28 protein-coding genes are annotated in these 24,745 nt (G+C 36.3%); 8 read left to right on the top strand and 20 right to left on the bottom strand.

From position 1 onward, the window contains the following. Positions 1–14: 14 nt before the first annotated feature. From murC to BMY57_RS07430, 6 genes are all read right to left on the bottom strand, one after another. Complete coding sequence (gene murC, locus BMY57_RS07455; protein ID WP_091773395.1) at positions 15–1,310, bottom strand: UDP-N-acetylmuramate--L-alanine ligase; 1,296 nt, start codon at positions 1,308–1,310, stop codon at positions 15–17. A gap of 218 nt (positions 1,311–1,528) precedes the next feature. Then, a complete protein-coding gene (locus tag BMY57_RS07450; protein ID WP_091773394.1) occupies positions 1,529–2,644 on the bottom strand; it encodes a nicotinate phosphoribosyltransferase in 1,116 nt (371 codons plus the stop codon). Between the two features lie 59 nt (positions 2,645–2,703). Continuing rightward, positions 2,704–3,309 (bottom strand): YtpR family tRNA-binding protein, encoded by a 606-nt coding sequence (gene ytpR / locus BMY57_RS07445; protein ID WP_091773393.1) that lies wholly within the window; start codon positions 3,307–3,309, stop codon positions 2,704–2,706. Positions 3,310–3,315: 6 nt separating this feature from the next. Then, on the bottom strand, positions 3,316–4,125 hold the full coding sequence (locus BMY57_RS07440) for a DUF1444 domain-containing protein (protein WP_091773392.1): 810 nt from the start codon (positions 4,123–4,125) through the stop codon (positions 3,316–3,318). 99 nt (positions 4,126–4,224) lie between these two features. Then, positions 4,225–5,256, bottom strand: coding sequence for a PTS sugar transporter subunit IIC (locus tag BMY57_RS07435; RefSeq protein ID WP_091773391.1), 1,032 nt, complete (start codon positions 5,254–5,256; stop codon positions 4,225–4,227). 21 nt (positions 5,257–5,277) lie between these two features. Further along, on the bottom strand, positions 5,278–5,790 hold the full coding sequence (locus BMY57_RS07430; RefSeq protein WP_091773390.1) for a hypothetical protein: 513 nt from the start codon (positions 5,788–5,790) through the stop codon (positions 5,278–5,280). An 88-nt stretch (positions 5,791–5,878) separates the two neighbouring features. On the opposite strand from BMY57_RS07430, the gene BMY57_RS07425 reads away from it, so the two are divergent. Then, entirely contained in the window at positions 5,879–6,319 is a 441-nt protein-coding gene (locus tag BMY57_RS07425) for a YtoQ family protein (protein WP_091773389.1), read from the top strand. 48 nt (positions 6,320–6,367) lie between these two features. Here BMY57_RS07425 and BMY57_RS07420 read toward each other — a convergent pair whose 3' ends face one another. Beyond that, positions 6,368–7,435, bottom strand: a complete 1,068-nt coding sequence (locus BMY57_RS07420; protein ID WP_091773388.1) for a M42 family metallopeptidase — start codon at positions 7,433–7,435, stop codon at positions 6,368–6,370. Between the two features lie 141 nt (positions 7,436–7,576). Between BMY57_RS07420 and BMY57_RS07415 the strand changes: the two genes are divergently transcribed. The 4 genes from BMY57_RS07415 to tatA all read left to right on the top strand — a co-directional run bounded on the left by BMY57_RS07415 (position 7,577) and on the right by tatA (position 10,715). After that, positions 7,577–7,882, top strand: coding sequence for a PepSY domain-containing protein (locus BMY57_RS07415; RefSeq protein WP_091773387.1), 306 nt, complete (start codon positions 7,577–7,579; stop codon positions 7,880–7,882). A 114-nt stretch (positions 7,883–7,996) separates the two neighbouring features. After that, positions 7,997–8,758, top strand: coding sequence for a gluconate 2-dehydrogenase subunit 3 family protein (locus BMY57_RS07410; protein ID WP_091773386.1), 762 nt, complete (start codon positions 7,997–7,999; stop codon positions 8,756–8,758). Positions 8,759–8,769: 11 nt separating this feature from the next. Then, positions 8,770–10,509, top strand: coding sequence for a GMC family oxidoreductase (locus BMY57_RS07405; RefSeq protein WP_091773385.1), 1,740 nt, complete (start codon positions 8,770–8,772; stop codon positions 10,507–10,509). 20 nt (positions 10,510–10,529) lie between these two features. Beyond that, the gene (gene tatA, locus BMY57_RS07400; protein WP_091773384.1) at positions 10,530–10,715 is read left to right on the top strand and encodes a twin-arginine translocase TatA/TatE family subunit; all 186 of its coding nucleotides are present in this window, start codon (positions 10,530–10,532) and stop codon (positions 10,713–10,715) included. Between the two features lie 73 nt (positions 10,716–10,788). On the opposite strand, the gene BMY57_RS07395 is transcribed toward tatA, so the two are convergent. From BMY57_RS07395 to thpR, 6 genes are all read right to left on the bottom strand, one after another. Beyond that, the gene (locus tag BMY57_RS07395) at positions 10,789–11,643 is read right to left on the bottom strand and encodes a YtnP family quorum-quenching lactonase (protein WP_091773383.1); all 855 of its coding nucleotides are present in this window, start codon (positions 11,641–11,643) and stop codon (positions 10,789–10,791) included. Positions 11,644–11,664: 21 nt separating this feature from the next. Then, on the bottom strand, positions 11,665–12,303 hold the full coding sequence (gene trmB / locus BMY57_RS07390; RefSeq protein ID WP_091773382.1) for a tRNA (guanosine(46)-N7)-methyltransferase TrmB: 639 nt from the start codon (positions 12,301–12,303) through the stop codon (positions 11,665–11,667). A gap of 91 nt (positions 12,304–12,394) precedes the next feature. Beyond that, positions 12,395–13,189 carry a phosphotransferase gene (locus BMY57_RS07385; RefSeq protein WP_091773381.1) on the bottom strand — a complete coding sequence of 265 codons (795 nt, stop codon included), beginning with the start codon at positions 13,187–13,189 and terminating at the stop codon, positions 12,395–12,397. A gap of 107 nt (positions 13,190–13,296) precedes the next feature. Beyond that, positions 13,297–14,244, bottom strand: coding sequence for a diacylglycerol/lipid kinase family protein (locus BMY57_RS07380; RefSeq protein WP_091773380.1), 948 nt, complete (start codon positions 14,242–14,244; stop codon positions 13,297–13,299). Beyond that, positions 14,231–15,154 carry an NERD domain-containing protein gene (locus tag BMY57_RS07375; RefSeq protein ID WP_091773379.1) on the bottom strand — a complete coding sequence of 308 codons (924 nt, stop codon included), beginning with the start codon at positions 15,152–15,154 and terminating at the stop codon, positions 14,231–14,233. Before BMY57_RS07375 ends, BMY57_RS07380 begins: the two co-directional genes overlap by 14 nt. A gap of 9 nt (positions 15,155–15,163) precedes the next feature. Beyond that, on the bottom strand, positions 15,164–15,724 hold the full coding sequence (thpR, locus tag BMY57_RS07370; RefSeq protein ID WP_091773378.1) for an RNA 2',3'-cyclic phosphodiesterase: 561 nt from the start codon (positions 15,722–15,724) through the stop codon (positions 15,164–15,166). A 137-nt stretch (positions 15,725–15,861) separates the two neighbouring features. Between thpR and BMY57_RS07365 the strand changes: the two genes are divergently transcribed. Continuing rightward, positions 15,862–16,062 carry a DeoR family transcriptional regulator gene (locus tag BMY57_RS07365; RefSeq protein ID WP_091773434.1) on the top strand — a complete coding sequence of 67 codons (201 nt, stop codon included), beginning with the start codon at positions 15,862–15,864 and terminating at the stop codon, positions 16,060–16,062. Between the two features lies 1 nt (position 16,063). Here BMY57_RS07365 and BMY57_RS07360 read toward each other — a convergent pair whose 3' ends face one another. Both BMY57_RS07360 and BMY57_RS07355 read right to left on the bottom strand, forming a co-directional pair. Further along, positions 16,064–16,774: a pseudouridine synthase gene (locus BMY57_RS07360; protein WP_091773377.1), complete on the bottom strand. Its 711-nt coding sequence runs from the start codon at positions 16,772–16,774 to the stop codon at positions 16,064–16,066. A gap of 18 nt (positions 16,775–16,792) precedes the next feature. Beyond that, positions 16,793–18,412 (bottom strand): putative polysaccharide biosynthesis protein, encoded by a 1,620-nt coding sequence (locus tag BMY57_RS07355; protein WP_091773376.1) that lies wholly within the window; start codon positions 18,410–18,412, stop codon positions 16,793–16,795. Positions 18,413–18,501: 89 nt separating this feature from the next. Between BMY57_RS07355 and BMY57_RS07350 the strand changes: the two genes are divergently transcribed. Then, positions 18,502–19,770, top strand: a complete 1,269-nt coding sequence (locus BMY57_RS07350; RefSeq protein ID WP_091773375.1) for a BaiN/RdsA family NAD(P)/FAD-dependent oxidoreductase — start codon at positions 18,502–18,504, stop codon at positions 19,768–19,770. Positions 19,771–19,810: 40 nt separating this feature from the next. On the opposite strand, the gene BMY57_RS07345 is transcribed toward BMY57_RS07350, so the two are convergent. The 5 genes from BMY57_RS07345 to BMY57_RS07325 form a co-directional block, all read right to left on the bottom strand. Beyond that, positions 19,811–20,449 (bottom strand): hypothetical protein, encoded by a 639-nt coding sequence (locus tag BMY57_RS07345; RefSeq protein ID WP_091773374.1) that lies wholly within the window; start codon positions 20,447–20,449, stop codon positions 19,811–19,813. A 116-nt stretch (positions 20,450–20,565) separates the two neighbouring features. Beyond that, entirely contained in the window at positions 20,566–21,762 is a 1,197-nt protein-coding gene (locus tag BMY57_RS07340; RefSeq protein ID WP_091773373.1) for a hypothetical protein, read from the bottom strand. A 12-nt stretch (positions 21,763–21,774) separates the two neighbouring features. After that, positions 21,775–22,611 carry a hypothetical protein gene (locus BMY57_RS07335; protein ID WP_091773372.1) on the bottom strand — a complete coding sequence of 279 codons (837 nt, stop codon included), beginning with the start codon at positions 22,609–22,611 and terminating at the stop codon, positions 21,775–21,777. Further along, positions 22,608–23,297 (bottom strand): ABC transporter ATP-binding protein, encoded by a 690-nt coding sequence (locus BMY57_RS07330; protein WP_091773371.1) that lies wholly within the window; start codon positions 23,295–23,297, stop codon positions 22,608–22,610. The genes BMY57_RS07335 and BMY57_RS07330 overlap by 4 nt, the downstream gene beginning before the upstream one ends. Then, positions 23,290–23,673, bottom strand: a complete 384-nt coding sequence (locus BMY57_RS07325; RefSeq protein WP_091773370.1) for a GntR family transcriptional regulator — start codon at positions 23,671–23,673, stop codon at positions 23,290–23,292. The genes BMY57_RS07330 and BMY57_RS07325 overlap by 8 nt, the downstream gene beginning before the upstream one ends. A 206-nt stretch (positions 23,674–23,879) precedes the next feature. On the opposite strand from BMY57_RS07325, the gene BMY57_RS07320 reads away from it, so the two are divergent. After that, complete coding sequence (locus BMY57_RS07320; protein WP_091773369.1) at positions 23,880–24,632, top strand: exodeoxyribonuclease III; 753 nt, start codon at positions 23,880–23,882, stop codon at positions 24,630–24,632. Positions 24,633–24,745 lie beyond the last annotated feature (113 nt).

Below are 24,745 nucleotides of genomic sequence, written 5' to 3'. Positions count from 1 at the left end.
TTTTAAATTTAAGATTAAGCTAGTTGCTTAAACTCTTCTTCATATTTTTGAATATCCCCCGCACCCATGAATAGTAAAACACTATTCTGATGCTGTTGTAAAATATTTGTCTCGCCTTCTAAGAGCAGTTGAGCACCATCGATTTTTTCTTTTAAGTGGTCAATTGTTAAATTTCCCGATTTTTCACGAGCTGAAGCAAAAATATCACATAAATAAATATAGTCTGCTTGTGATAACGCTTCTGCAAACTCATCAATAAACTGCTTCGTTCGAGTAAATGTATGAGGTTGGAAAACAGCTACAATGTCTTTATTCGGATATTTCTTTCTAGCTGAATCAATCGTCGCTTCAATCTCTTTGGGATGATGGGCATAATCATCAATTAAAATTTGACCATTCTTCCATTCTGTTTCTGTAAAACGTCGTTTAACTCCTGGGAAGGTTTTCAAATCTCTAATCTGTTGAGCTTTAAAGCCTTCATATTGCATAAGAGCTATTACGCTTAAAGCGTTTAAAACACTATGGTTACCATAGGTTGGGATCGTAAATGTTTCATAATAAGTACTTCTTACATAGACATCAAAAGTAGTCCCCTCTTCTGACTCCTGGATATGTTTTGCTTGAAAATCATTGCCTTCTGTAAATCCGTAATAGACGACTGGCACTTTTGCTTGAATTTGTTGCAGATACTCATCGTCTCCACATGCAATAATACCTTTCTTAACATTTAAGGCCATGGATTGAAAAGCATCAAAAACATCTTCAACACTTCTAAAATAATCTGGGTGATCAAAGTCAATATTAGTCATAATCGCATAATCAGGCTTATATGCTAAGAAATGTCTGCGATACTCACATGCTTCAAAGACAAAATACTGACTTTCTGGGTGCCCATGTCCTGTTCCATCTCCAATTAAGTATGACGTTGGAACATTATTTTTTAACGTATGTGCTAATAGTCCGGTTGTTGAGGTTTTTCCGTGAGCGCCAGTTACTGCAACACTTGTATAACGGGTAGCCCACTCCCCTAAAAATTCATGATATCGATAAAATTCAAGACCTAATTCTTTCGCCTTCACAATTTCTTCGTGTTCATCATTAAACGCATTTCCAGCGATAATGGTTAAACCTTCTGTTATATTTCCTTTATCAAAAGGTAGTATACGAATATTTTTTTCTTTTAAAGCATCCTCAGTAAAAATATGTTTTTCTATATCTGAACCTTGTACGTTCTCTCCAGAATCATGTAAAATTTGTGCTAATGCACTCATTCCAGTTCCTTTAATTCCAATGAAATGGTAAGTCGGCATTAATCGAACCTCCGCTTATGTCTTCCTGTGTATAATATATGCATAATAAATTGATTTTGCTTTTATACATTATAGCAGAAAACCTTCATAAAAACATTAATCAAAATGTGGCTAATTTGTTTTTTAATTAATCCTTAATTGAAACGTAATTTTTTCTGATTGTCGTGTTGCTTACTTAATTCTTTTTAAACAAAACAAAATTGATTGCCCATGGACAATCAATTTTTGTTTACAGGGTAATCTACCTTTTCAAGACGTGGATTATAATTAAATCGACGACCTTCTTTTGCTTCATTTTTACCGTTTAGTTTTACATTATCACCTGTAAAACCAATGTTTACCTTCAACAGGTTACTCCCGACACCGTACATATCAACTGGGACACCCATTGATTCGAAGCGTTTTATTTTATCTTCAGTAAAGCCACCACTTGCCATGATTTTAACATGATGGAATCCTTCTTGATCTAATGCGTCACGTAAGGCAAAAATCAATTGTGGATTCACACCGCGTGGATCAAAGGCCCCCATAATTTGTGGGTTGCGGAAGAAATAATGATCCACCATATTTTTAGATGTATCAATTCTAACACCTTTTAATTCGTCCCCAAACTCACGCGCAACCTTTAGTGAATCGATAATTACATCATTATTGTAATCAACTAATGCGATTAAATCATCATCAGGAAAAGTATCTTTATAAGCTTGAGCTGCTTTAACTATATCACCATTAAACATTTGGATAAGAGCATGTGGCATCGTGCCCATTCCTTGTTTACCCCACCATTCGTTCATGGCATGTGTTGCTTGAGCTGTCGAGCCACCGATATAAGCTGCATAACCATCACCAGCTTGCTGAGTATAGTGGTCATCACGGTCTCCCATAAAAATGACAGGCTTGTCTGAACCGTTGGACTTTGCAGCTTTAACCACTTTATAAACATTAGTCGCAACAGATGTACGTCTAGAGAGAATTCCGTCAATAATTCCTTCTAAATAACCAAAGTTTTGGTAAGGTCCTGTGACCGTTAAGACAGATTCATAAGGGCTTACTTTATCTCCATCTTGTAACGAATATATCTCTAAATCTTCTGGATGATCAGCAAACGTATGTAAGAGTGCGATTGCTTCATCTGTTCCGCATAATACGGCATCTTTCTTTTGAAAAAACTGCATCGTAACAACGTTATCTCTTAAGTGTTCTTCTACGATTTTTTTCGTTTTTAAAAAATAAACAGCTGAAAACCAACCTTCTCCAACACGCTTATCAAATTTAAATGTTTTATTTGTCAGGCGTTTAATCTCACCTTGTTGTTTTAATGTAAATTCTTTCATCGTATATCCCTCACATTTTATGAGATTAGCCCGCCTAGAGAACGGGCAATATTGATCATTTATGAATAGAAGTTAAATGGAGACCCTACTTCGTAATCAGCATCTAATACTAGAATACCTTTTTGCTCACTGGCATTCGGTAAGTTTAACTCTTTTGCAGAGCAAATCATTCCGCTTGATTCGACTCCTCTTAAGCTCGAGTCTTTAATTAACATTCCGTTTGGCATCATCGCTCCAACTTTTGCGACAACGACTTTTTGTCCTGTATCAACGTTGGGTGCTCCACAAACAATTTGTAATTGCTCGTCTCCTACATCGACTTGGCAAACACTAAGTTTCGATGCATTTTCATGAGGAGCTTTTTCCTTAACATAACCAACTACGAATTTAGGTGTCAAATCTAAATCTAATGAATCTTCAACTCCATTTTTCTTAAATATATCTTTGACTTGATTGACCAAAACTTCATCAACCTGCAGGGGGCCATTGCCATTCATATAAATGTACTCAGACACATTAAAGATATTATAACCTACAATTTGACCGGATTCATCCAATATTTTTACAACATCTCCGTGATTCTCATATGTCACATTCGACTCTGTTTGATTTAAGGTAATGATTAATACATCGCCAATTCCTTTTGAGTTATACACAAATTGCATGGTTCACTACTCCTTATCTTTTGGTTTGTTTTGAGCTAATATAAAAATAGGCTCTAACTTTTTATCTTCATATAGAAATGGTAATGACGTAATCGGAATTTGACCTTCCGCAAAGAATTGCATCATCATTTGAGCTAAAATGTCATAGCCCGTTTTATTTTTCACGTCAACAAAAATCAATACATCTTGATGTGGGACGCCGACCGCTAGCTCGCCTTCAACTTTACCTGCCATTTCTTCTAAAAGCGCCTCATTTAATATTCGACTCGCATCGTAACCATCTTTCGTCGATAAGAAATAAAACGTGTTCCCAGCGACCTCTTCAGATTTCATTTCAGTTGAGCGACTACGGATGTTAAACATAGCCACTTCCTTGACACGCTCTTCTTCCCAGTTTTCTTGTTTCAACATTTTAGCATCTATTAATCGATAAGATTTACCTAAGTCTAGTGCGTAATAAATACGAGTTTCGGCTGTATGGTCCGTATAAATTAAACGTTCTCCACTTTTAGACTCTGTAGGGAAAGAGCCAGATCGAATCACAGGAAATATATTAGCTTCTTTACCTTCTAAATTCTGTTCTTCATTCATAATCTTTAAAGCTTCTTTAATATGATTCTCGATTTCGTCTAAAGCTTCTTCTTTTCGATCTTCCCATTTAGAAATAACACCGGGTAACGAAATCGTTACACCTTGTTTACTCTCTTTCCACTCGATTCGGAATGTATCTTGATCGCGGTCAAAATGGGTTTGCCACTCTTCCCGGTTAAATCGTTCTTCTAGTTTTCTTTTCATTTTTATAGAAGTCATTTTCATTTAATTTCGCCTCCTTTACGAAAGCCACACTAGTCATTATTTTACCATTTTATCAAAAAAGAAAAAAGCATGACCCCCTTATATAGGTCATGCCATATGCTATACGTCCAATTTCATATCTCCGAATTTAATCAATCCTTTTTTCCGAAGCCATTCTGAAATTATTAAGCTAATTAGAGCTGGAGCAATAAAGTATAATATGATGACAATCATCAATATTTCTTGATTAAATCCCATCGTCTCAAGTGTCATAATCGGACCAACTAGCCCGCTCGTTCCCATACCAGCACCATAGGCATTGTTTTCAAGCTGTAACCATACGGTTGCCAAGGGGGCTAAAACAGCTCCAGCGACCGTAGGGGGAATCAGGATCATAGGATTTCTCATAATATTAGCCACTTGCAACATAGAAGTTCCTAGACCTTGCGAAATAACACCACTAAATTTATTTTCTCGATAACTACTAACTGCAAAACCAATCATCTGAGCTGCACACCCAACTGTTGCAGCACCTGCAGCTAACCCTTCTAACTCTAACATAATTGCGATCGCAACACTTGAAATCGGTGCAGTTAAGGCTATACCCATTAATACCGCTACGATGATTCCCATGAGAAACGGCCTTAATTGGATGGCCCATTCTATGACATCACCAAACGTCGTTAAGAATTCTGCAATGGGCACACCAACTAAATTAGCAACAAAATACCCTACCATAATGGTAACGAATGGTGTGACAATAATATCAATTTTAGTTTCTTTACTAACTAATTTCCCAATCTCAATGGCAACTAACGCAGCTATAAAACTTCCCGCAGGACCTGAATTAATAAAATCAGGGTGAGCTGCAAAAGAACCTGCAAATAAAGCACTAAACATGACTAACGGCGGAGCTTTTAAACCGTATGCCACAGCTACACCAATCGCACCACCATATACACCACCTTGAGTCGCATATCCCCCTGCTTCAACTAAAAATGCTGGCATATAAGGAATCTCAGTACCTATGGTTTGAATAATAACTCCAATGATGAGCGAAGAAAATAACCCTAAAGCCATGTAACTTAAGGCGGTTATGGCATAAGCTTGAAAACTTACCTCTACTCCCTTACGTTTCAAAAACTCCTTCATGTTAATACTCCTTAATCACATCTATTTCTTTTCAATTGATTTAACCATTTTCATCATTTCTTGGACATCTTCTTTAAGGTCACTAATGTTTGTTAGTGTAGCCATTTTCACGCCACCAATCCCTACTTGAACCTCAAATTGATCGTCTTCTTTTTCTTCTGCACTAAAATATGCAAATTCATCATCCGTTTCAAAGGTTCTAAGGTGTAGTTCATCATCTTTCTCTTGTAACTCATTATAGTACCATTTACTATTTGGCGCTTCTAATTCATTAATAAATAGAATAAATGGTTGACTATTTTCATAGAAAATTAGATTTTGGTCACGTGCCTCTGAAAATTCAAGTGAGTCCGGTTTATACATCTCTAAACGATTTAATTCGAAATTTTTGTCTAAAACTTCATCTGAAAGAAATACATCTTTCACCAAAGTATTAGACTCTTCTAATACATCTTCTTCTGAATCTAAACAACCCGTCAACAATATAAAAAGTGGCAGGGTTAGGAACACTAACAAAACTTTTTTATCAATCACTTTCTCTCTCCCCTATATGAATAATTTGACAAATTTTTCTGTTCATAAGATGATAATAGAAAAACAAGTCTTGGAGGTATCTTAAACTATGAGTCTATCTATTTATTTAGCTGGGCAAATCCATGATGATTGGCGTCAACAGCTTAAGCAAAAAGCTGCTGAAAAGAATTTAGACATTGAATTTACAGGACCTCAAGAGAATCATGGCTTATCAGATGACATTGGTGAACATATTCTTGGTGAACAACCTAACCAAAAATATCGTGATGACACTGGAGCTAGTGTGAATAATTTCAGAACCGATATTTTAATGAATAAAGCAGATGCTGTTATCGCATTATTCGGTGAGTCCTATAAACAATGGAATACCGCTATGGATGCTGGAATCGCTATTGGATTAAATAAACCATTAATATTAGTTCGACCTGAATCTTTAATTCATCCTTTAAAAGAACTATCTAATAAGTCAACTGTAACGGTTGAAACCATTGAACAGGCATTAGAAGTCCTAGACTATTATTTTAAATAAGCACTATTAGAGAGATGACTACATTTGTCATCTCTCTTTTTTGATAGCCTAACCATTTTCTCTAATCGAATCAACCGTAGATTGATCGACTGATTTAACTAGATTAACTAATAATTCCTTAGCTGCTGCATAGTCATCTACATGAACGATTGATGAGCTTGTATGAATATAACGTGAACATACACCAATAACGGCTGAAGGAACCCCTTCATTCGAAATATGAACACGTCCTGCGTCTGTACCACCTTGAGAGATGAAATACTGATATGGAATATTTTTTGTTTCAGCCGTATCAAGAACAAAGTCTCTCATACCTCGATGTGTGACCATAGAACGGTCGAAAATTCGTACAAGAGCACCTTTTCCTAAATGACCAAATTCCTTATCCTTACCTTCCATATCGTTAGCTGGTGAAGCATCTAAAGCAAAAAATAAATCAGGATTAATCATATTCGCCGCTGCTTGAGCGCCTCTTAAACCAACTTCTTCTTGAACTGTCGCTCCTGAATAAAGTTCATGATTCAATGTTTCACCTTGTAATTCTTTTAAGAGCTCGATGGATAGCCCACAACCGTAACGGTTATCCCATGCTTTAGCCATAATTTTCTTTTCATTAGCCATAGGTGTAAATGGACAAACAGGCAAAATCGGTTGACCTGGTTTAACACCAATTCTTTGCACATCTTCTTCATCGTCTGCACCAATATCAATTAACATATTTTTAATCTCCATCGGTTTTTTACGTTGTTCTGGTGTTAAGTTATGTGGTGGAATGGAGCCAATCACTCCATCAACTGGTCCTTGATCTGTGATCACTTGGACACGTTGAGCCAATAGCACTTGGTTCCACCATCCACCTAATGGTTGAAACCTTAACATACCATTTTTCGTCACTTGCGTAACCATAAACCCTACTTCATCCATGTGACCTGCAACCATGACTTTAGGCCCATTCCCTCGACGAACTCCAAACACACCACCTAGACGATCTTGGATGACCTCATCTGAGTATTTTTCTAGCTCTTGCTTCATATAGTGACGGACTTGATGCTCATTCCCTGGCGCACCAGGCAATTCAGTTAACGTTTTAAACATTTGTAACGTTTCTTGATTCATATGTATCACTCCGATCCTATTATGTTTCCTTTTCTATTTTATCGAAAAAGCAAGAATTATTCCAATCTCTATTAAAGATATTTTAAAGTATGAAAAAGAATCGTATAATATCCATAACATTATAATATTGGAGAGGATTAAATGAAGTGGTATAAATTAATCGCCCCCGCTGCGATTGGGATTACAGTTGGCTCTATTATTGGAAAGAAAGTTAAACAACAATGGTTGTTTCCAGAAATTGCATTAAAGAAAGTTAAGAAACAGTTTGAGGAAAAAGGTCCTATTACAGGTTCTTGGATTTTAATGAAACTAGAAGAAATAGAAATTAGACAAGAAACCTACAAAGTATACAGAGGCGGGATCACACAAGAAATTAACGGGCAGAACATCCAAACTAACTTCTACATTGATGCTTCTAACGGAGAAATATTAAAAACTGAATCATAATCAAGGTTAGAAACTTACCAAGCTATTATCTGGTAAGTTTCTTTTTTATTACATAAATTAACCAAATACGACATAAAATAACGGTACATTTAGGATAAGGAGGTTAAAAACAAGATGAGTGAGGAAGAAAAACATAAAACAGATGAATCCCGCCGCCAATTTTTAAAGAATAGTGGTTATTTTGCTGGTGGTTTAGTCGGTGGTGGGATTATCGGTTCGGTAATCGGCTGGCAAATTGACGATACAAATGAAACCAAGAATCAAAACGAACAAGCCAATCAAGGAAATGGGCCGAATTTCAACCGAGCCTTAAAATTTTTCAAAAACCGAGGAGTATTTGAACGATTAGCCGTCGCGACCGAACGTATTTTTCCCGAGGATGATCATGGTCCTGGGGCTATTGATTTAGGTGTTCCATACTTTATTGACCATGAATTGGCGGGTGATTATGGCAATAATGAACGTATATATATGTCTGGGCCATTTCATGAGGGGACTCCTTATCAAGGATTTCAAAGTCGCTTGAGACGAAAAGAAATTTTTATGGAAGGTTTAAGAGTGATTGAAAGTGAGAGTCAAAAAGAGTTTGATGATTCATTTGTTAATTTAGAAGGAGAGCAACAAGACGAAATCCTAGCGAAATTTGCAAATGATGAAGTAAACCTACGTGGGGTTCAAGCTTCAACGTTCTTTGGACTTTTAAGAGAAGCAACGCTAGCAGGCGCCTTTAGTGATCCATTATACGGTGGAAATACCAATATGGAAGGTTGGCGCATGAAAGAGTTCCCTGGTAGTCAAATGAGTTATATGAACGAAATTGAGAATGAAGATTTTGTAGAGATGGAACCACGTGCACTTTATGATCACTTACACTAAGGAGGATACACATGGCAACGACAAAAGATAAAGTTGATGTTGTAACCATTGGCGTTGGTTGGACTGGCGGTATTATCGCTGCAGAATTATCCAAAGCTGGTTACAATGTCGTAGGACTTGAACGAGGTGAAGATCGTTCGACAGAAGATTTTCAAATGATGCACGATGAGTATCGTTATGACTTGAGACATGGCCTTATGCAAGATACGTCAAAGGAAACTATTACTTTTCGGAATAACCTTGATGAATTAGCTCTACCAATGAGACAACAAGGATCATTTTTACTCGGTTCAGGTGTAGGAGGAGCTGGTGTTCATTGGAACGGTCAGACGTGGCGCTTTTTACCTTATGATTTAGAAATCAAATCGATGACAGAAGAAAAATACGGAAACAAATTAGGTGATGAGTATACATTACAAGATTGGGGAATCACCTACGATGAATTAGAACCTTATTTTTATCAATTTGAACAAGTCGCGGGAATTAGTGGTGAAGATAATCCAAAAGGGGCTCCCCGTAACAATGATTATCCGACACCACCTATGAAAAGCACTCCAATTTTAGATCTTTTTAAAGAGGCTACCAAAAATATGGGGTTACACCCTTTCCAAATGCCATCAGGTAACCTATCAGAAAACTATGAGAACCCTGATGGTGAAACCATTGCTCAATGTCAATATTGTGGTTTTTGTGAACGATTTGGCTGTGAGTATGGAGCTAAGTCATCACCTAACGTCACGGTCATTCCAACAGCTAAAAAAACTGGAAACTTTGAACTCAGAACGCACTCTAATGTTGTTGAAATCATTCAAGAAGGTGGTAAAGCAACGGGTGTAAGATACGTTGATGTGTTATCAGGTGAAGAGTTTATTCAGCCAGCAGATGTCGTCGTATTAACGAGTTATGTTTTAAATAATACTCGACTACTTCTTCAATCAAACATTGGACAACCTTACAATCCTGAAACAGGTGAAGGAGTAATTGGTAAAAACTATTGTTATCAAATTCTACCTGGGGCAGCTGGCTTTTTTGAAGAAAAGAAGTTTAATACATTCATGGGAGCTGGTTCGTTAGGGGCAACAGTAGATGATTATAATGGTGATAACTTTGACCATTCAGATCTAGACTTTATTCACGGCGGTTCTATCTCCATTACTCAAACAGGAAGAAGACCAATCGCTTCTAACGTCACGCCTTCTGGAACTCCTTCATGGGGGGCTGAGTTTAAGAAAAACGCTATAAAATATCATAACAGAACCTTAAATGTAACATCACAAGGGGCTTCCATGCCTCACAGAAATAACTATATGGACTTAGACCCAACCTATAAAGACTACTATGGGAATCCTCTATTAAGATTAACATACGATTTTACTGAACAAGACCGTAAACTTCATGAGTATATTACTCAGGTTTGTGCGGAAATTATGGGTGAAATGGGCGCTGATATTATAGAAGAAGCTGAGATGTCTGAGCATTATGATATTGTTCCTTACCAAACCACTCACAACACTGGTGGTGTCATAATGGGGGCAGATTCTCAAACATCAGCTGTCAACAACTACTTACAAATGTGGGATTCCGAAAGTTTATTTGTGGTTGGAGCATCTGCTTTTGCACATAACGGCGGATACAACCCAACAGGTACAGTTGGAGCACTGGCATACCGTGCAGCTGAAGGGATTCAGAAATACCTGGAGAATGGTGGCGGACAACTCGTTAAGAGTAAAAGCAAAAGCCGCTTAACTTAATGGAAAGGAGGAGATCCTCCATGGGAATTTCCACTATAGGGATACCCGGATTAATTCTTATCCTAATTATTACTCTAATCGTTTTCGGACCAAAGAAATTACCCGAAATCGGTTCAGCAATCGGCCAAACATTATCAGAATTCAAAAAATCAGCTAATACTTTGATTGAAGAACCATCAAACAAGGAGGATTCGAGTAAGGATTAGTTTATAGTTAATCCTGAACTGTAATTACAACAGACCAAAAAATAAAAGGCTTGGGTTGAGACCCAAGCCTTCCTTATGAATATTCATAATGTGGTCGTTTAATAGCTTCATCAATCTCTTTATTTTCATTAAACTTAATGGCACGATAATAGGCATCATGATAAAAGACGAACCAACGATTTTTTTCATAAGATTCATCTTGTAGTTTTTTCTTTTCATGAACACTGGTTACGGGATAATCGTCATAAGCGAGTACCCACAATGGATTTTGGTGCGCGTGTGTCGGCATTAAATCGGCCATATGAATAAACGATTCTTCATCATCTTCAAATTTAATGACGGAATGCCCATCACTATGACCGCCTGTGTGATGCATCGTTAATCCTGGCACCACTTCAATAGATGTTTCAAACGTCTTAACTTGATGCTGAATAGGTTTCCAGTTTTCTTCCCAATACGTGTTCTTTGAACGCATATTAGGATTTCTCATTTCGTCCCATTCAACTTTTGAGGTGAAAATAATTGCGTTTGGAAAGGCACTGACTAACTCACCATTATCAGGTTTGGTTAGCCCATTAGCATGATCGAAATGCAGGTGAGTCATCAAGACATAGTCAATATCCTCAACAGTTAAACCTAGCTCATTTAGCGACTCATCAACTTTTGACTCTTCAAGCACCCCAAAATTACGCTTCTGTTTATCGTTTAACTTGGATCGTCCAATTCCAGAATCAATTATCATGTTTTTGCCATCCAATTGAACTAAAATGACGTCACATCTTAATTCAATCTGGTTTTTATCATTGTGTGGATATTTTTTGCTCCACAATGGATAAGGAACAACGCCAAACATAGCACCTCCATCCATATGAGTGACGCCCCCATTTAACCATGTCAACTTCGCACGTCCAACAGTTAGTGTTTCCATTGAATCCACTCCCTTTAACCATTACTGAAATGTAGCTATGCAGCGATAAATAGGTTGTCCTTTACTAGAAAACTTCTCCTCATACTCTGTCATCACGTTGGATTCATCTTCTAAGGCATGTAGATCTAGTGAGACATCTTCCAGCTTCATTCCATATTGGGAGAAGCTAGTAAGTGAGTATTCAAATAGTCCACGATTATCTGTTTTTAAAACAATTTTACCGCCGTCTTTTAATACATTCTCATATTGCTCTAAAAATGACTTATAAGTTAAACGGCGTTTCTCATGCCTAGTCTTCGGCCATGGATCTGAGAAATTCAAGAAAATGGTATCCACTTCATTCTCTGCAAACATGTCCCTCAGATCTTCCGCATTTTCATGCACAAGATGAACATTTGATGCCTCAACCTCTTTCACCTTTTGAATGGCTGTCACAACAATACTTTCAGCTTTTTCAATTCCTATAAAATTCATCTCAGGGTGCTGTTTTGCCATATTCGCAACGAATTGACCTTTCCCAGTTCCAATCTCAAGTCCAATCGGCTGTGCACGTTCAAACAGCGTCTGCCAATTCCCCTTTTGTTCAAATGGTTCTAGTACCATTAGGCCTTCATGTTCTTTGATATAATCTGCTGCCCATGGTTTATGTCTTAAACGCATGTTGTCACTCCTAGTTAGTCTTATTAATTCTTTATTATACTAAAAAAAATCTATATCCAAAAGGTCACCTTTCGGATATAGATTACGAATTTTATGAATATATGGCTAATTTATGCTCCATTAATCGTTCTTTCCATTTATTCGAGTAGTCGAGATTGCCTTTTTGTAAATACCAAATATAAAATGAGAGCGACGAGGCAATCATATACCATTGTATTCTTAAAAATAAATTATCATCAAATTCTACACCGTATAACTTCAACCAATCTGACCATTCATCTTGAGGTACATATTGATAAAGTAACATACATAAATCTAAAGCTGGATCAGCTATCACTGCTTGATCCCAGTCGATTAAATATAAATGATCATCCTCACCCTGTAACCAGTTTTCATGATTAATATCAGAATGACAAACGACCATCTCTTGTGTTCTTACCGCATCTAAATGTTTATGTAAAAACTCTAACGCGTGCGCGATTAGTGCTTGATCGACATGTTGATTTCCGCGATATTGATTGATTAATCGTACTAATAGATTAGAAGGTTCTAGTGGTTGTTTTCCCATTCTCATAAATAAATGCAAGATTTCTGATGAGTGGTGAATTTTACTTAATAATTTAGCAACTTTTTCTTCCTTCATCTCTTCTTTTGAAAGAACTCGACCTTCTAACCATTTCTGTGCAGTAATGACATCACCATTCTCTAAGCGTTTCGTCCAAACAAGCTTTGGAACAATTCCCTCTGCCGACAATACAGCAAGAAAAGGTGAAGAATTACGTTTCAAAAACAGTTTTTGATTATTCTCATTTTGTGCCAAGAAAGCTTCTCCTGAGGTACCACCTGCTGGAGAAATTGACCAGTCGGAACCTAATATATGTTCCAATTCACTCACCCACTTTTTGCACATGATGTTTTAGTTCAAGATAAAAGGAGACTAAATTAGATTAACCTATAAACCTATTATTTTTCAAGGGGAAACTATAAAATTTCCTATTTTTTTCTTTTTACAAATCTAGGAGTTGTCTCTTTATGAACGCTACAATGATAGCACTGACCCGTGTATCCATCTGCATGATAAGTCAACTTCTCTTGTGAATTAATCATAAGATGTGACGCCCTGAAGGTTTCAACTTCTTTAAGTTTTGTATGCTGACCAAAGAATACCGTCATAAACAATAACAATAATTTCCATCTGGATATTTGATGGACAATCGTCACGTAAAAAGTATGTTTATTTATTGTAGCATTAGGAGCTATTTTCATGCCACCACCAAAATAAGGATGATTCGAAATTGTTAGCATCCAAATTTGATCCAAAACCCGCTCTTGCCCGTCCACGACTAAAGTTAACTGTTTTGGTTTAAATTTAAAAATAGTTATAATGAGTCCTAATACATACACCAAAACAGACAAGTGTAGACGATTAAACCATTGTTTCCAATTTGATTCATTCGAACGTTCTGCAACTTCTGCATCAAAGCCAAACCCTAGACTAGAAGCAAACAAACTTTCTAATCTAGGGGGTTTATGATCTGTCAAATAAGCTCCGGCCCAATATGGTTGAAATGAATTATCTTTAAAGATCTGATTCAGACAATCCTTCGGGTTTAAAGGCATATCGCAGCCACGAGCAAAATCATTCCCAGAACCAACTGGTACAAATGCTAGTGGTAGTTGATTAAAATTCTTGGCTCCATTTAACACTTCATAAAAGGTCCCATCCCCGCCAACAACGATTAACATTGTTATTTTATCTTTATTTAAGGATGCAATTTGTTTCGTCAATTCGATCGCATGTCCCGGGTAATCCGTGTAATAGGTTTTATAGTTTTTCTTAGAAACATTATTTTCTCGTAAAAAATGCTTAACGACTTGAACGCCTTTTCCTTTACCAGCTACTGGGTTAATCATAAACACATACATCTTATGAACCCTCATCTACTGGGCTCTCGTCCTCTACCCAAACTGGCCTTTTCACATAAGTTCTTTGTGTGTGTTCTAATAATTTCTCACCTACTTTTAGTTGTTGCGCTTTAATAGGATAAGTAGACTGTCTTTGTTTTTGAAACCATGACTCGTAATCATCTTGATCAATAAATTCAGTCTGATATGGAACCGATTGATGAGCAATTTGATTACTCTTAGCAAATAAATATTTTTTGACTGGAAAATCTAACTCATAGTAATCTAATATACTCTTAAGCAGTCTTTCCATCCGTTTCAAATCTATCACTGGATTCACGATTGTTTTCTCTTGTCCACCTTCAATGGCTAGCCATTTCCTATCATCAATTGGTTTAAAAGTGGTATTAGAATAACGTCGATCTAGAATGGATATACACATCAACTCAGTTGGAGTTAAAATAATAACTTCACCTTCAATAGTCGCTTTCTTCAATTTAAAAATAGGTTGATAGAATACGAGATATGTATCAGGAAAACGTTGTAAAAAATATTTTAGCCAAGGGTCACGCTCGTACGATTGATCAAAATAAGAAACCTCTTGAAGAGTACTAGACGCCCATTTAAGTTGTGTAGAAAAGACCTCATCCAAAAAATAATATTTCAAGTCTTGTTCATTCTCAGGAAGGTTGGTCTGCTCTTCCTCATCATCCCAAACATCGATCACTTTTTTTCGATTAAAAAGACGGTTAAAGAAAGATTTTTTATCTTCTTCTAAATCCGTAGAAATCGATTCTTGAGAATCTATTTCGTGTTTTTCTTGTTCCCAACGATAAATTAACTTATCATATTGCTCTTTTTTCATTCTAATAAATTGTCCCGGATAGCGGAACATACCCGTTTCATACCTAGATATATAGTCTTTTAATTTTATTAGTTGAGCCATAACAACACCTTACTTTAAGTCATAGGATTCTATAATGTGATACTTCTGTTCACGGTCAGGATGGACGCGATACAAATTGAATTGATGAACGTCTAAATTAAATATTTTTTGTCCTTCTATTTTATGTTCTAATGCCTCTTTGGAAAGGTGTAACTTACCTTTCGCCCATTTTTTAGCCAGCGTTATATGAGGTCGGTAAGGACGCTTTTCTCGTTCGATATCCAAGGCTGACAAATGTTCATCTATCTCCGTTTTGAACTCTAATATTTTTTCATCTCGCTCAATTTCAGCATACATAACACGAGGTTGATCTTCTTTTCCGAAGAAGTTAAGACCATTTACTTTCAAATGAAGTGGTGTGCCTTTGATCGAGTCAAGTTCTTCTTTGATACGGTCAAGTTTCTCAGGAGGAACTCCACCTAAAAAACGTAACGTGATATGAAAATCATTTTGATGAACCCACTTTCGATAATCCACAAATGATTTTAATGTTTCTTGCCACTTGACTAACCATTCACGATATTCCTCTTGTATAGGAATGCCAATAAAATAATGGGCGTCGTCAGACATTTTACTCGTCACTTCTCTTTCTTTTTAAAATTTTTTGATTTTTTTATTTATTTTATAGTACAATATTTTTAAATCAATCATATCATGTGTTCAAAAAATTTCCAGAGGTGGTTTTTTTGAGTTACCCTTCAGAAACGATGTTAAACCGGATTAAAGACATCTATCTGTATTTGAATGAAAAAGGGACCGCTACGACCAAGGAACTATCAGAACAATTTGGTTTATCAGATCGTACCATTCAACGTGACATTAACATCTTACAATATAACGGTTTAGTCGAAAGTTATAAAAAAGGTGAATGGACAACAACTGATAAAAAGGTCAAACTTCCAAAGTAGATTAGTGTGCTTGTAAATGTTTCAACTCATCCTCTGTCAATTCACGGTACTCACCAAGATCTAAAGCACCATCTAATACCAAACTTCCCATTTGTAACCGCTTTAATTCTTCAACTTTATGGCCTAATGCAGAAAACATCCTACGAATTTGATGAAACTTTCCTTCAGTAATATTTATTCGAACGTACGACACATCATTAGCATCTAATATCGTTAATTGAGCTGGCTTCGTTACATAACCATCATCCAGTGTAATCCCTTCTTTAAAAGCCTGTACATCTTGTTCGGTAACCAAACCTTTTATTTCGGCTTCATAAATTTTTTCAACATGATGTTGTGGAGATAATAAACGATGAGCAAGTTCACCGTCATTGGTTAACATTAATAGTCCCACCGTATCTTTATCTAATCGTCCCACTGGAAAGAGTGAAAAAGGCTGATACTCTTCATCCAGCAAATCGGTCACACACGTTTCAACTCGATCATGAGTGGCTGAAATGACACCTTTAGGCTTGTTCATCATTAAATAGATATAATCACGATAATTTAAAACCTTTCCATTTACTATTATTTCTGATTCATTTGGATTAACATGGAAAGACGAATCTTTGATCGCCTTTCCATCCACTTGTACCTTCCCTTTTTTAATCAACTTCTTGACATCTTTTCGAGATCCAAACCCTTGATTGGCTAAAACTTTATCTAATCTCATACGAACCACCTTTCGCGTTTATGGAAATAACTTAGATAAACGCTTCACTCGGTCTCCTAGTAATCTTTCTAATAACGTTGTCTTATATGCAAGCCATAGGTATACATACGCACCAATTGGGATTGTTACAAGCAGCTGCACTAAAAACTTTGTTTTACTCGCTTCTATTCCAAATGGTAAACCGACTAACCATCTTACAATCAGAACGACCACTGCCATAATAAATGTTAATATCGCTATTAATAACGATTTTCTATATAAAGGTCTTATTTTAAAATGCGTCACCTGGTGTATTTTATAAAAGTTCAGTATAGAAGCAACCAAAACAGCAATACCCGTTGCAAAGACAGCCCCATTCTCTTCAAATATAAAAATCAATGGGAAGTTTAAGATGACTTTTAGTAATAAGCCAACACCTAAACTTACGACAGCAAAATTTTGACGATTAATCCCTTGTAACACGGCAGCACTCACCGTAAACATAGCAAAAAATAACGACACTGGGGCATAATAACCTAAAAGAGAACCCCCGTAATTCACGGCTTTTTCCACATCATATAACGTTCCGTAAGCCTGTTCCGATAAAATGGATAAACCTACCGCTGCTGGTAAAACTAATAACACAACAATTAAAATCGCTTGATTAATATAATGTTTGTAAAGCCGAGTGTTATCTTCCGTATAGGCTTTGGTTATAGCAGGTAAAACAGCCATCGCTAGTCCAATAGCCAATGTCACTGGAATGATGACTAATTTATGGCCATAAACCAGAATGACTGATAATAAATCCTCTGATACTTCAGCTTTACCAATCCAAGACATAATTCTATTGAATGTAAACTGATCGATCATTTGATACATCGGGGTTGCGACCCCTACTAGGATGAATGGTCCTGCATATGATAAAAGTTCTTGATATTTATCTCGCTTAGGGAAAGTTAACGTTCCTTGACTTGCTTCTAATTCATGTTCCATCTTAGGTTTATGTTTTCGGTAAAATGCAAGTAATACTAAAGCAGATGCAACGGCACCAATGAACGCCGCAAAAGCAGCTACTCCAACAGCTTGTCTAATCGTCCCATTTAGTACTTTAATCACAATAAATGCTCCGGCTAATAAGAACGCAATCCGGACGATCTGTTCAACCACAATCGAAACAGCACTCGGTTCCATTGATTGATGGCCTTGGAAATATCCTCTGATTAAACTCATAGGAGCTACTATGATTAATGAAAAGCTCACCATTTTAATCACAAACGCTGCATCTTCTACGGAATTGGTTAAATCATCATCCGGAAGGAAAAGTTTAGCTAACCATTCAGCACTAAAAAACATAGTTAAAAAGGTTACTAACCCCATTAACATCATAACCATCATACCTGACTTAAACATCGATTGCTTAGTCGCATGGTCTTCTAAAGCATCATATTTAGCAACGAATTTAGCCATTGCCATAGGTATTCCTAATGAAGATAAGGTTAAAAATATTTGATACGGATTATAAGCATATGAGTAAAGCGTACCACCTGCTTCACCAACTAATGCATAAAAAGGGATGACGTATAACATCCCTAGTACTTTTGAAGTATAATTAGCACCTGTTAATAGCATCGTGCCTCGTAGCATAGAGTTTGACATGGTTTCACCTACAATTGTTGTTCAATCTAACCATTATATTTTATCATATAATAGACTCAGATAAAGAAATAGAAAGGCTTGAAACTAAATTGAAATATGATGTCGTTGTAATAGGTGGAGGCCCCTCTGGATTAATGGCTGCAATTACAGCCGGTCGAAATGGTGCTAACACCCTACTCATTGAAAAAGGAAATAAACTAGGTAGAAAACTCGCGATAAGCGGTGGCGGACGTTGTAATGTTACAAATGTTTTACCAGATGAAGAGCTCATCGCTCATATTCCTGGAAACGGTAAATTCTTATATAGTGCCTTCTCGATCTTCAATAATTACTCCATCATCGAATACTTCGAATCTCTTGGAGTGAAATTAAAGGAAGAAGATAAAGGGCGCATGTTTCCGGTCAGTGACAGTGCAAAAACCGTCGTAAACACGTTAGTAAAACAATTAGACGTATATGGAGTGGATAAACGTTTAAACACAAAAGTAGAAGCTGTTCATTACGGTGATGAGACACATGAAATCATTTTAGAAAATGAAAAAATCCCTACATCATGCGTGGTCATTGCAGTCGGAGGAAAGTCGGTGCCAAACACTGGGAGTGAAGGCCAAGGCTACGCATGGGCGAAGAAAGCCGGACATACGATTACAGAGCTTTACCCAACAGAAGTGCCTCTTACATCAAACGAACCGTTCATTAAAAATAAAACATTACAAGGCTTATCACTTTATGACGTTGAAGTCACAGCTTTAAAACCAAACGGAAAACCCATTCAATCACATAGATGGGATCTACTATTCACTCATCAAGGATTGTCTGGCCCTGCTGCATTAAGACTGAGCCAATTCATAGTCAAAGCTTTGAAAAAATTTAAGGTCGATACAATTGACATTGCCATTGACTGCTTTCCAGATGAAGGCGAACAAAATTTAGTGAACCGACTCATGAAACAAGCAAAAGAACATCCAAATAAATCCATCAAACAAGTTTGGAAAGGATTGGTTCCTGAGCGTTATTTACTTTTTTTAATGGAACAAATCAATCTTGACCCAACTACGACCTATCATCACTTAAAGAAAAAAGAAGTACTCGATCTCGCTCACGCGATGAAGAACTTTAAATTAAAGGTTAACGGAACTTTATCGATTGAAAAAGCCTTCATTACTGGCGGAGGTGTGTCACTTAAAGAAATTGTTCCAAACGAAATGGCTTCTAAAATGATGGAACGTCTTTATTTTTGTGGTGAAATATTAGACATCCATGGTTACACAGGTGGATTTAATATCACAGCGGCGTTTTCAACTGGTTTTGTTGCCGGCCTTCATGCTGCTCAGAGGGCTAGTGAAGCTAAATATTAGATTAACATGACAAAAAGCTTGTGATACTTAAAAAATGGACTTAGCTTCGTCTAAGTCCATTTTTCTTATGGAAATCTGTATGAGTAAATTTTTTTCTATTAACTATGACTAGGTAAACCACAATCCCTATAGTCATTAAACAAAACGTAATATTTTGGGCCGTACCGATCATATTATTCCAACTACTTGCACCATTTACAAACAGTTGTAGGATTAAACCTAATAGTACGATGAATAATACATTGGGCGATTTTCTATATAAATAACCGGTGCCTCCCCCTAAACAACCCCCGATAATGGATGCACCATACCAAATTAAGTATACTTTGATCTGATGAAAAATTGATACTTGGATCAGAGAATCTATAAAATAATGCCCAATTAAGAAGTAAAATGTTATAGCTGTAACTGTATAGATAGCCCCTTTCAACATACCTTCTTTAATATTATTTCCAAATAAATAACCAACCACCATGGAAGCGATAAACCACACAGGCAAAGAATTGATCATGATGGATATATAAGCTATAACCATTTCAACAATAGAGAGGGTACCATCCTCACCAACATATAATAGATGGTCCGATTTAACAGAAAATACACCAACCATTAAGCCAATGATAATAGTGAATAGACTAAAAATTTTCCAATTACTTTGATAACCATGATTAATCTCCACAATGCGCCTCCTCCCATTAAATATCATGTTTTAAAGAGAGTCCACTATCTTTTTTAGTTAAAATAAACACGTGAATTCAATATCAGAATTCACGTGTATCTAGCATGAACTTTTTATTATTCAAATCTCATATCATCAAATCGAACATTTTCCATGTCGATTCCATCATTCGAAGAGATCTCACCTTCATAAACCGTTTCACCTGATTCAACATCGATGACTTTTAGACTATTGTTTTCAAGGGTATATAATAATTGGTCTCTAACTTCATATATCGTTGGTCTCAATTGTTCTACATGTTGTGACTGATCTAATTCATTCTCATTCTCAATCTTATGTTGAACAATTTCAATTTCTTCCTGAAACTCTTCTTTTTCTAGGTCATATGGACGGATCGAAATAGTATTTTCATCATTTGGTTGTTCAAAATAAATATATTGTCCGTCATACCGATCTGCATAACCATAATCTTCTACCGGTAAATCTAACTCAGTGATTTCTCCTGTTTTGAGTTCATATTGAAATAATTTTTCTTCTCTACCCACTTCTCGTAATCCTTCTTCAAACTCTTCCATCTCAACTTCTTCAGCTCTAAAAATTAAGCTCTCCATTGGTTGATAAGGAACGGATTCGTATAACTTATTTATCTGAGAATAATCGACCTCATTCTCATTGGATCCTTCACTTTTTAATATTTCTTTTTCACTAATCAATTGTTTAGATTCAACATCATACACATACTCCATTAGAACTCGCTCATTTGAATTCGCGTGGTCAGAGAAAACAAATATTTCTCCATCTACATATTGAACTTCAATAACATTTGCATAGTTCCCATCTTCTAAATCAATCGTAAACTTTTGTTCTTCTTCTGTTTCCTTATTTAAATAAGAAACTTTTAAATCCGTTTCCATCTGATTATAACGATGGTTCCAATCCTCTTCCACGATGACTAAAGCATCGTCCCCGTCATAATAATTTTGGTATAGATAAGGAGCTCCTCGCATAAAATCCCGATATTCATCAATTAACCTTTCTTTTACAGGGTCATAGCCACCTATCATATCTTCAAAAAAAGTTGAATCACTGCGATAGTTTGTGTCTTCACCATCAAAATCAAATGCGTTATGATATTTGTCATCTATATACACACCTGCAACACTCATTGAATCAACTAAGCTTTCATCTCCGCTTTTATGTTCAAGTTCAAATCTAGGTAACTCACTGGCTAGCAATGCCGAATGTATCAAATAGGAACTTAACCCTATAATGATAAAAGATAATACAACAACTGACTTCCAATATTTCTTCATCATGACTCCCCCCTACACTCTAATTCGATCGTTTAATAATTTTCGACTAATCAAAATGGACACAAGTCCAATCACTATTGCTATTGCACCTGAAATAGCTATTACTTCAATTTCATATAAATACGCATTAGGTAATAATTCAAAATTGATCACGCCTGGTGCAACCACTAATACGATACTAGCGATGGCATATAAAACCCCTAACACTATTCCTTTCATTCGATAGCTTCTCTCGAGCAATATGATCGTAAAAATCAACGCCACTGATATGGCTCCTGCCCCGTATATAATGAAAAATCCATCAATACTTTTTGGAAGAATCAAATAGGTTAATGGGAAGTTTTCTAGTAAGATGGTTAATAAGGTATCCACTCTAAATTCTTCAGGCAACATCATCTTGAATACCGCTCGCTCAAGTAAAAGTGCAACAAACTGAAATGCAACAAGACATAATGTAGACATTAAAATTGTGGCTAATTTAGAAAAATAAATATTTAGCCTTTCAGTTGGTAACATGAGTAGTCGATAAATAAACGTGTTTTTACCCAACCAATCTCGATACCAAATTAAAAAGATATAAAACAGAATGGCTCCCACACTGATAAAGACTGGACCAAGAAAAAACATGTTGTACATAATCGTATCAAAGGATAGCTGACCTATAGAATTAATCGCTTGCTCTTGCGTCATGTGAGCTTCTGTTATTAACTGATTGATCCGACTTTTATAGCTCAATACTTCATAAAATACACCTATCATTTGAACCAAAAAGACAAACCCCATTAATACAAACAACAACTTACTCATACGGTTAAATTCAAAATTCGTTAACTTTAGAAAATTCTTCATCCGCGATACACCTCCCGCATAACGTCAATCACTGATTTACCTTCATTTTCGCGAATTTCTTCTGTATTAAATTCTTTATAAATTTTCCCTTCATCTAATAACACAGCTTTATCAATTAAATGCTCAATATCATTGATTTCATGAGTGGTAATAATCACGCCACGATCTTCAATTAAATGGGTCGTAAACACCTCTGCAATCTGTTCTCGGCTAAAAATGTCAATGCCAGAGAACGGCTCATCCATTAAGACATAATCCACATCTAATGCAAGACCTAATAATAAGTTTGTCTTGGCCGTATTACCTTTTGAAAGACTTGAGATTTTGTCTTTCTGATTTAAATTAAAAAACTTCAGTAATTCATCTGCACGTTTTTGATTCCATACTTTATAAAAGTCATTCATGAAATCCATGGCCTCTTCTATTGTTAGATTTGGCAACATCGTGGTTGCATCAGGAATAAATGTCACTTTTTCGAACGTTTCTTTTGTTACCTTTTCATCATCTACTAAAATTTCACCGGATTGAATCGGTGTTAACTTCATAATGGCATTCAAAATAGTGGTTTTACCAACACCATTCACCCCTATTAGGCATGTAATTTCACCTTTACTCGCTGTGAAGCTAACCCCTTTTAAAACTTCTTTACGCCCGTATTTCTTCACAACGTCTTTTAATTCAATCATCTGAATCCCCCTTTTCACCTTCATATTTTTGCTTGACTAACGTTAACGCATCATCTAACGGTACGTTAATGGATTTGACCGATGTCACAAATTCATTGACCGCTTGTATAATTAATTCATCTCGTAAATCCTGTAATATAGATTCATTAGACGTGACTCGACTCGGCTGATTCTTCTCTGTCTTAATCAAACCCTCTTCCTCCATTTCCTTATAAGCCCGCTGTGCCGTATTAGGGTTAATTTTTAACTGATTCGCCAGCTCTCTCCTTGAGGGAATAGCCTGACCCGGTTGTAAAAAACCCTTCGCAATTTGATTCTTAAAGTGACGAACCACTTGCACATAGACGGGATCTCGGTTATTGAATTGTATGTTCATTTAATACACTCCCGTTTTATAAGTAAGCTTACTGTTTATAGTGTATTAATACCTTAATACACCTTGCGCAAAAAAATATGTATTAAGTGCTTAATACACCGATAACTGTATTATATGGTTAATACAGTCTGGAAGTCAACTCTTTTTTAAAAATAATTTTTATATATGGTAAAATAATGGTCATAAATAGAGAGGAGACTACAGCTATGAAGCTAATATCTTGGAATGTCAATGGACTTCGTGCGGCCATTAAAAAAGGATTTTTAGATTACTTTAATGAAGTTGATGCGGACATATTTGCTGTACAAGAAATCAAATTACAAGAAGGACAAATAGATTTAGAACTTGATGGATATGAACAATATTGGAACTATGCCGAGAAAAAAGGATACTCAGGAACCGCTGTCTTCACAAAGAAAACACCTATTAGCGTATCATATGGAATGAATAACGATTCCCATCCAGAAGGCCGAATTCTTACGCTTGAATTCGAAAACTATTACTTTGTCACAGTCTATACGCCTAACGCCCAACGCTCCTTAGCAAGGCTACCTTTACGACTTGAATGGGAAGATGAATTCTATCAATATATTCATCAACTTGATCAGGACAAGCCTGTGATCTTATGTGGTGATATGAATGTGGCACATCAACCGATTGATGTAAAAAATGATCAATCCAATCGAGGAAATTCAGGATTTACTGAGGAAGAACGTGGCAAGATGACACGTCTATTAAATAGTGGGTTCATCGATACATTAAGATACTTCCACCCTGACCGTGATGACATTTTTACTTGGTGGTCGTATATGAAGACTGTGAGAGAACGAAACATCGGATGGAGAATTGATTATTTCATCGTGTCTGAACGATTAAAAGACAAGCTGATAAATTCACAGGCTCACACAAAAGTTATGGGAAGCGACCATTGCCCGATCTATTTAGAAATAAATTTATAATAAAAGCTACACGGGATCTTGAACTGTACCCTCAAAAGTGGACAGTTTTAAAAAAACTAGGCAGCTAAAAGATGATCTCGATATTGATTCGGGGTCATCTTTTTTAGTGTCCA

The organism is Piscibacillus halophilus (assembly GCF_900110685.1).
In the GTDB taxonomy this organism is placed as follows: Bacteria; Bacillota; Bacilli; order Bacillales; family Alkalibacillaceae; genus Piscibacillus; species Piscibacillus halophilus.
Note: the sequence above shows the minus strand (reverse complement) of the source record. Positions and strands in the feature narration are given on the sequence as shown.

Bases quoted from the DNA above. Each gene is read 5' to 3' on its own strand.
- murC (WP_091773395.1), bottom strand. From the start codon at position 1,310: ATGCCGACTTACCATTTCATTGGAATTAAAGGAACTGGAATGAGTGCA.
- BMY57_RS07425 (WP_091773389.1), top strand. From the start codon at position 5,879: ATGAGTCTATCTATTTATTTAGCTGGGCAAATCCATGATGATTGGCGT.
- BMY57_RS07415 (WP_091773387.1), top strand. From the start codon at position 7,577: ATGAAGTGGTATAAATTAATCGCCCCCGCTGCGATTGGGATTACAGTT.
- BMY57_RS07435 (WP_091773391.1), bottom strand. From the start codon at position 5,256: ATGAAGGAGTTTTTGAAACGTAAGGGAGTAGAGGTAAGTTTTCAAGCT.
- BMY57_RS07360 (WP_091773377.1), bottom strand. From the start codon at position 16,774: ATGAGATTAGATAAAGTTTTAGCCAATCAAGGGTTTGGATCTCGAAAA.
- BMY57_RS07340 (WP_091773373.1), bottom strand. From the start codon at position 21,762: ATGAAGAAATATTGGAAGTCAGTTGTTGTATTATCTTTTATCATTATA.
- BMY57_RS07420 (WP_091773388.1), bottom strand. From the start codon at position 7,435: ATGAATCAAGAAACGTTACAAATGTTTAAAACGTTAACTGAATTGCCT.
- BMY57_RS07320 (WP_091773369.1), top strand. From the start codon at position 23,880: ATGAAGCTAATATCTTGGAATGTCAATGGACTTCGTGCGGCCATTAAA.
- trmB (WP_091773382.1), bottom strand. From the start codon at position 12,303: ATGCGTTTAAGACATAAACCATGGGCAGCAGATTATATCAAAGAACAT.
- BMY57_RS07375 (WP_091773379.1), bottom strand. From the start codon at position 15,154: ATGGCTCAACTAATAAAATTAAAAGACTATATATCTAGGTATGAAACG.
- BMY57_RS07410 (WP_091773386.1), top strand. From the start codon at position 7,997: ATGAGTGAGGAAGAAAAACATAAAACAGATGAATCCCGCCGCCAATTT.
- BMY57_RS07440 (WP_091773392.1), bottom strand. From the start codon at position 4,125: ATGAAAATGACTTCTATAAAAATGAAAAGAAAACTAGAAGAACGATTT.
- BMY57_RS07325 (WP_091773370.1), bottom strand. From the start codon at position 23,673: ATGAACATACAATTCAATAACCGAGATCCCGTCTATGTGCAAGTGGTT.
- BMY57_RS07395 (WP_091773383.1), bottom strand. From the start codon at position 11,643: ATGGAAACACTAACTGTTGGACGTGCGAAGTTGACATGGTTAAATGGG.
- BMY57_RS07365 (WP_091773434.1), top strand. From the start codon at position 15,862: ATGTTAAACCGGATTAAAGACATCTATCTGTATTTGAATGAAAAAGGG.
- BMY57_RS07405 (WP_091773385.1), top strand. From the start codon at position 8,770: ATGGCAACGACAAAAGATAAAGTTGATGTTGTAACCATTGGCGTTGGT.
- thpR (WP_091773378.1), bottom strand. From the start codon at position 15,724: ATGTCTGACGACGCCCATTATTTTATTGGCATTCCTATACAAGAGGAA.
- BMY57_RS07380 (WP_091773380.1), bottom strand. From the start codon at position 14,244: ATGAGGGTTCATAAGATGTATGTGTTTATGATTAACCCAGTAGCTGGT.
- BMY57_RS07355 (WP_091773376.1), bottom strand. From the start codon at position 18,412: ATGTCAAACTCTATGCTACGAGGCACGATGCTATTAACAGGTGCTAAT.
- tatA (WP_091773384.1), top strand. From the start codon at position 10,530: ATGGGAATTTCCACTATAGGGATACCCGGATTAATTCTTATCCTAATT.
- BMY57_RS07330 (WP_091773371.1), bottom strand. From the start codon at position 23,297: ATGATTGAATTAAAAGACGTTGTGAAGAAATACGGGCGTAAAGAAGTT.
- BMY57_RS07450 (WP_091773394.1), bottom strand. From the start codon at position 2,644: ATGAAAGAATTTACATTAAAACAACAAGGTGAGATTAAACGCCTGACA.
- ytpR (WP_091773393.1), bottom strand. From the start codon at position 3,309: ATGCAATTTGTGTATAACTCAAAAGGAATTGGCGATGTATTAATCATT.
- BMY57_RS07335 (WP_091773372.1), bottom strand. From the start codon at position 22,611: ATGAAGAATTTTCTAAAGTTAACGAATTTTGAATTTAACCGTATGAGT.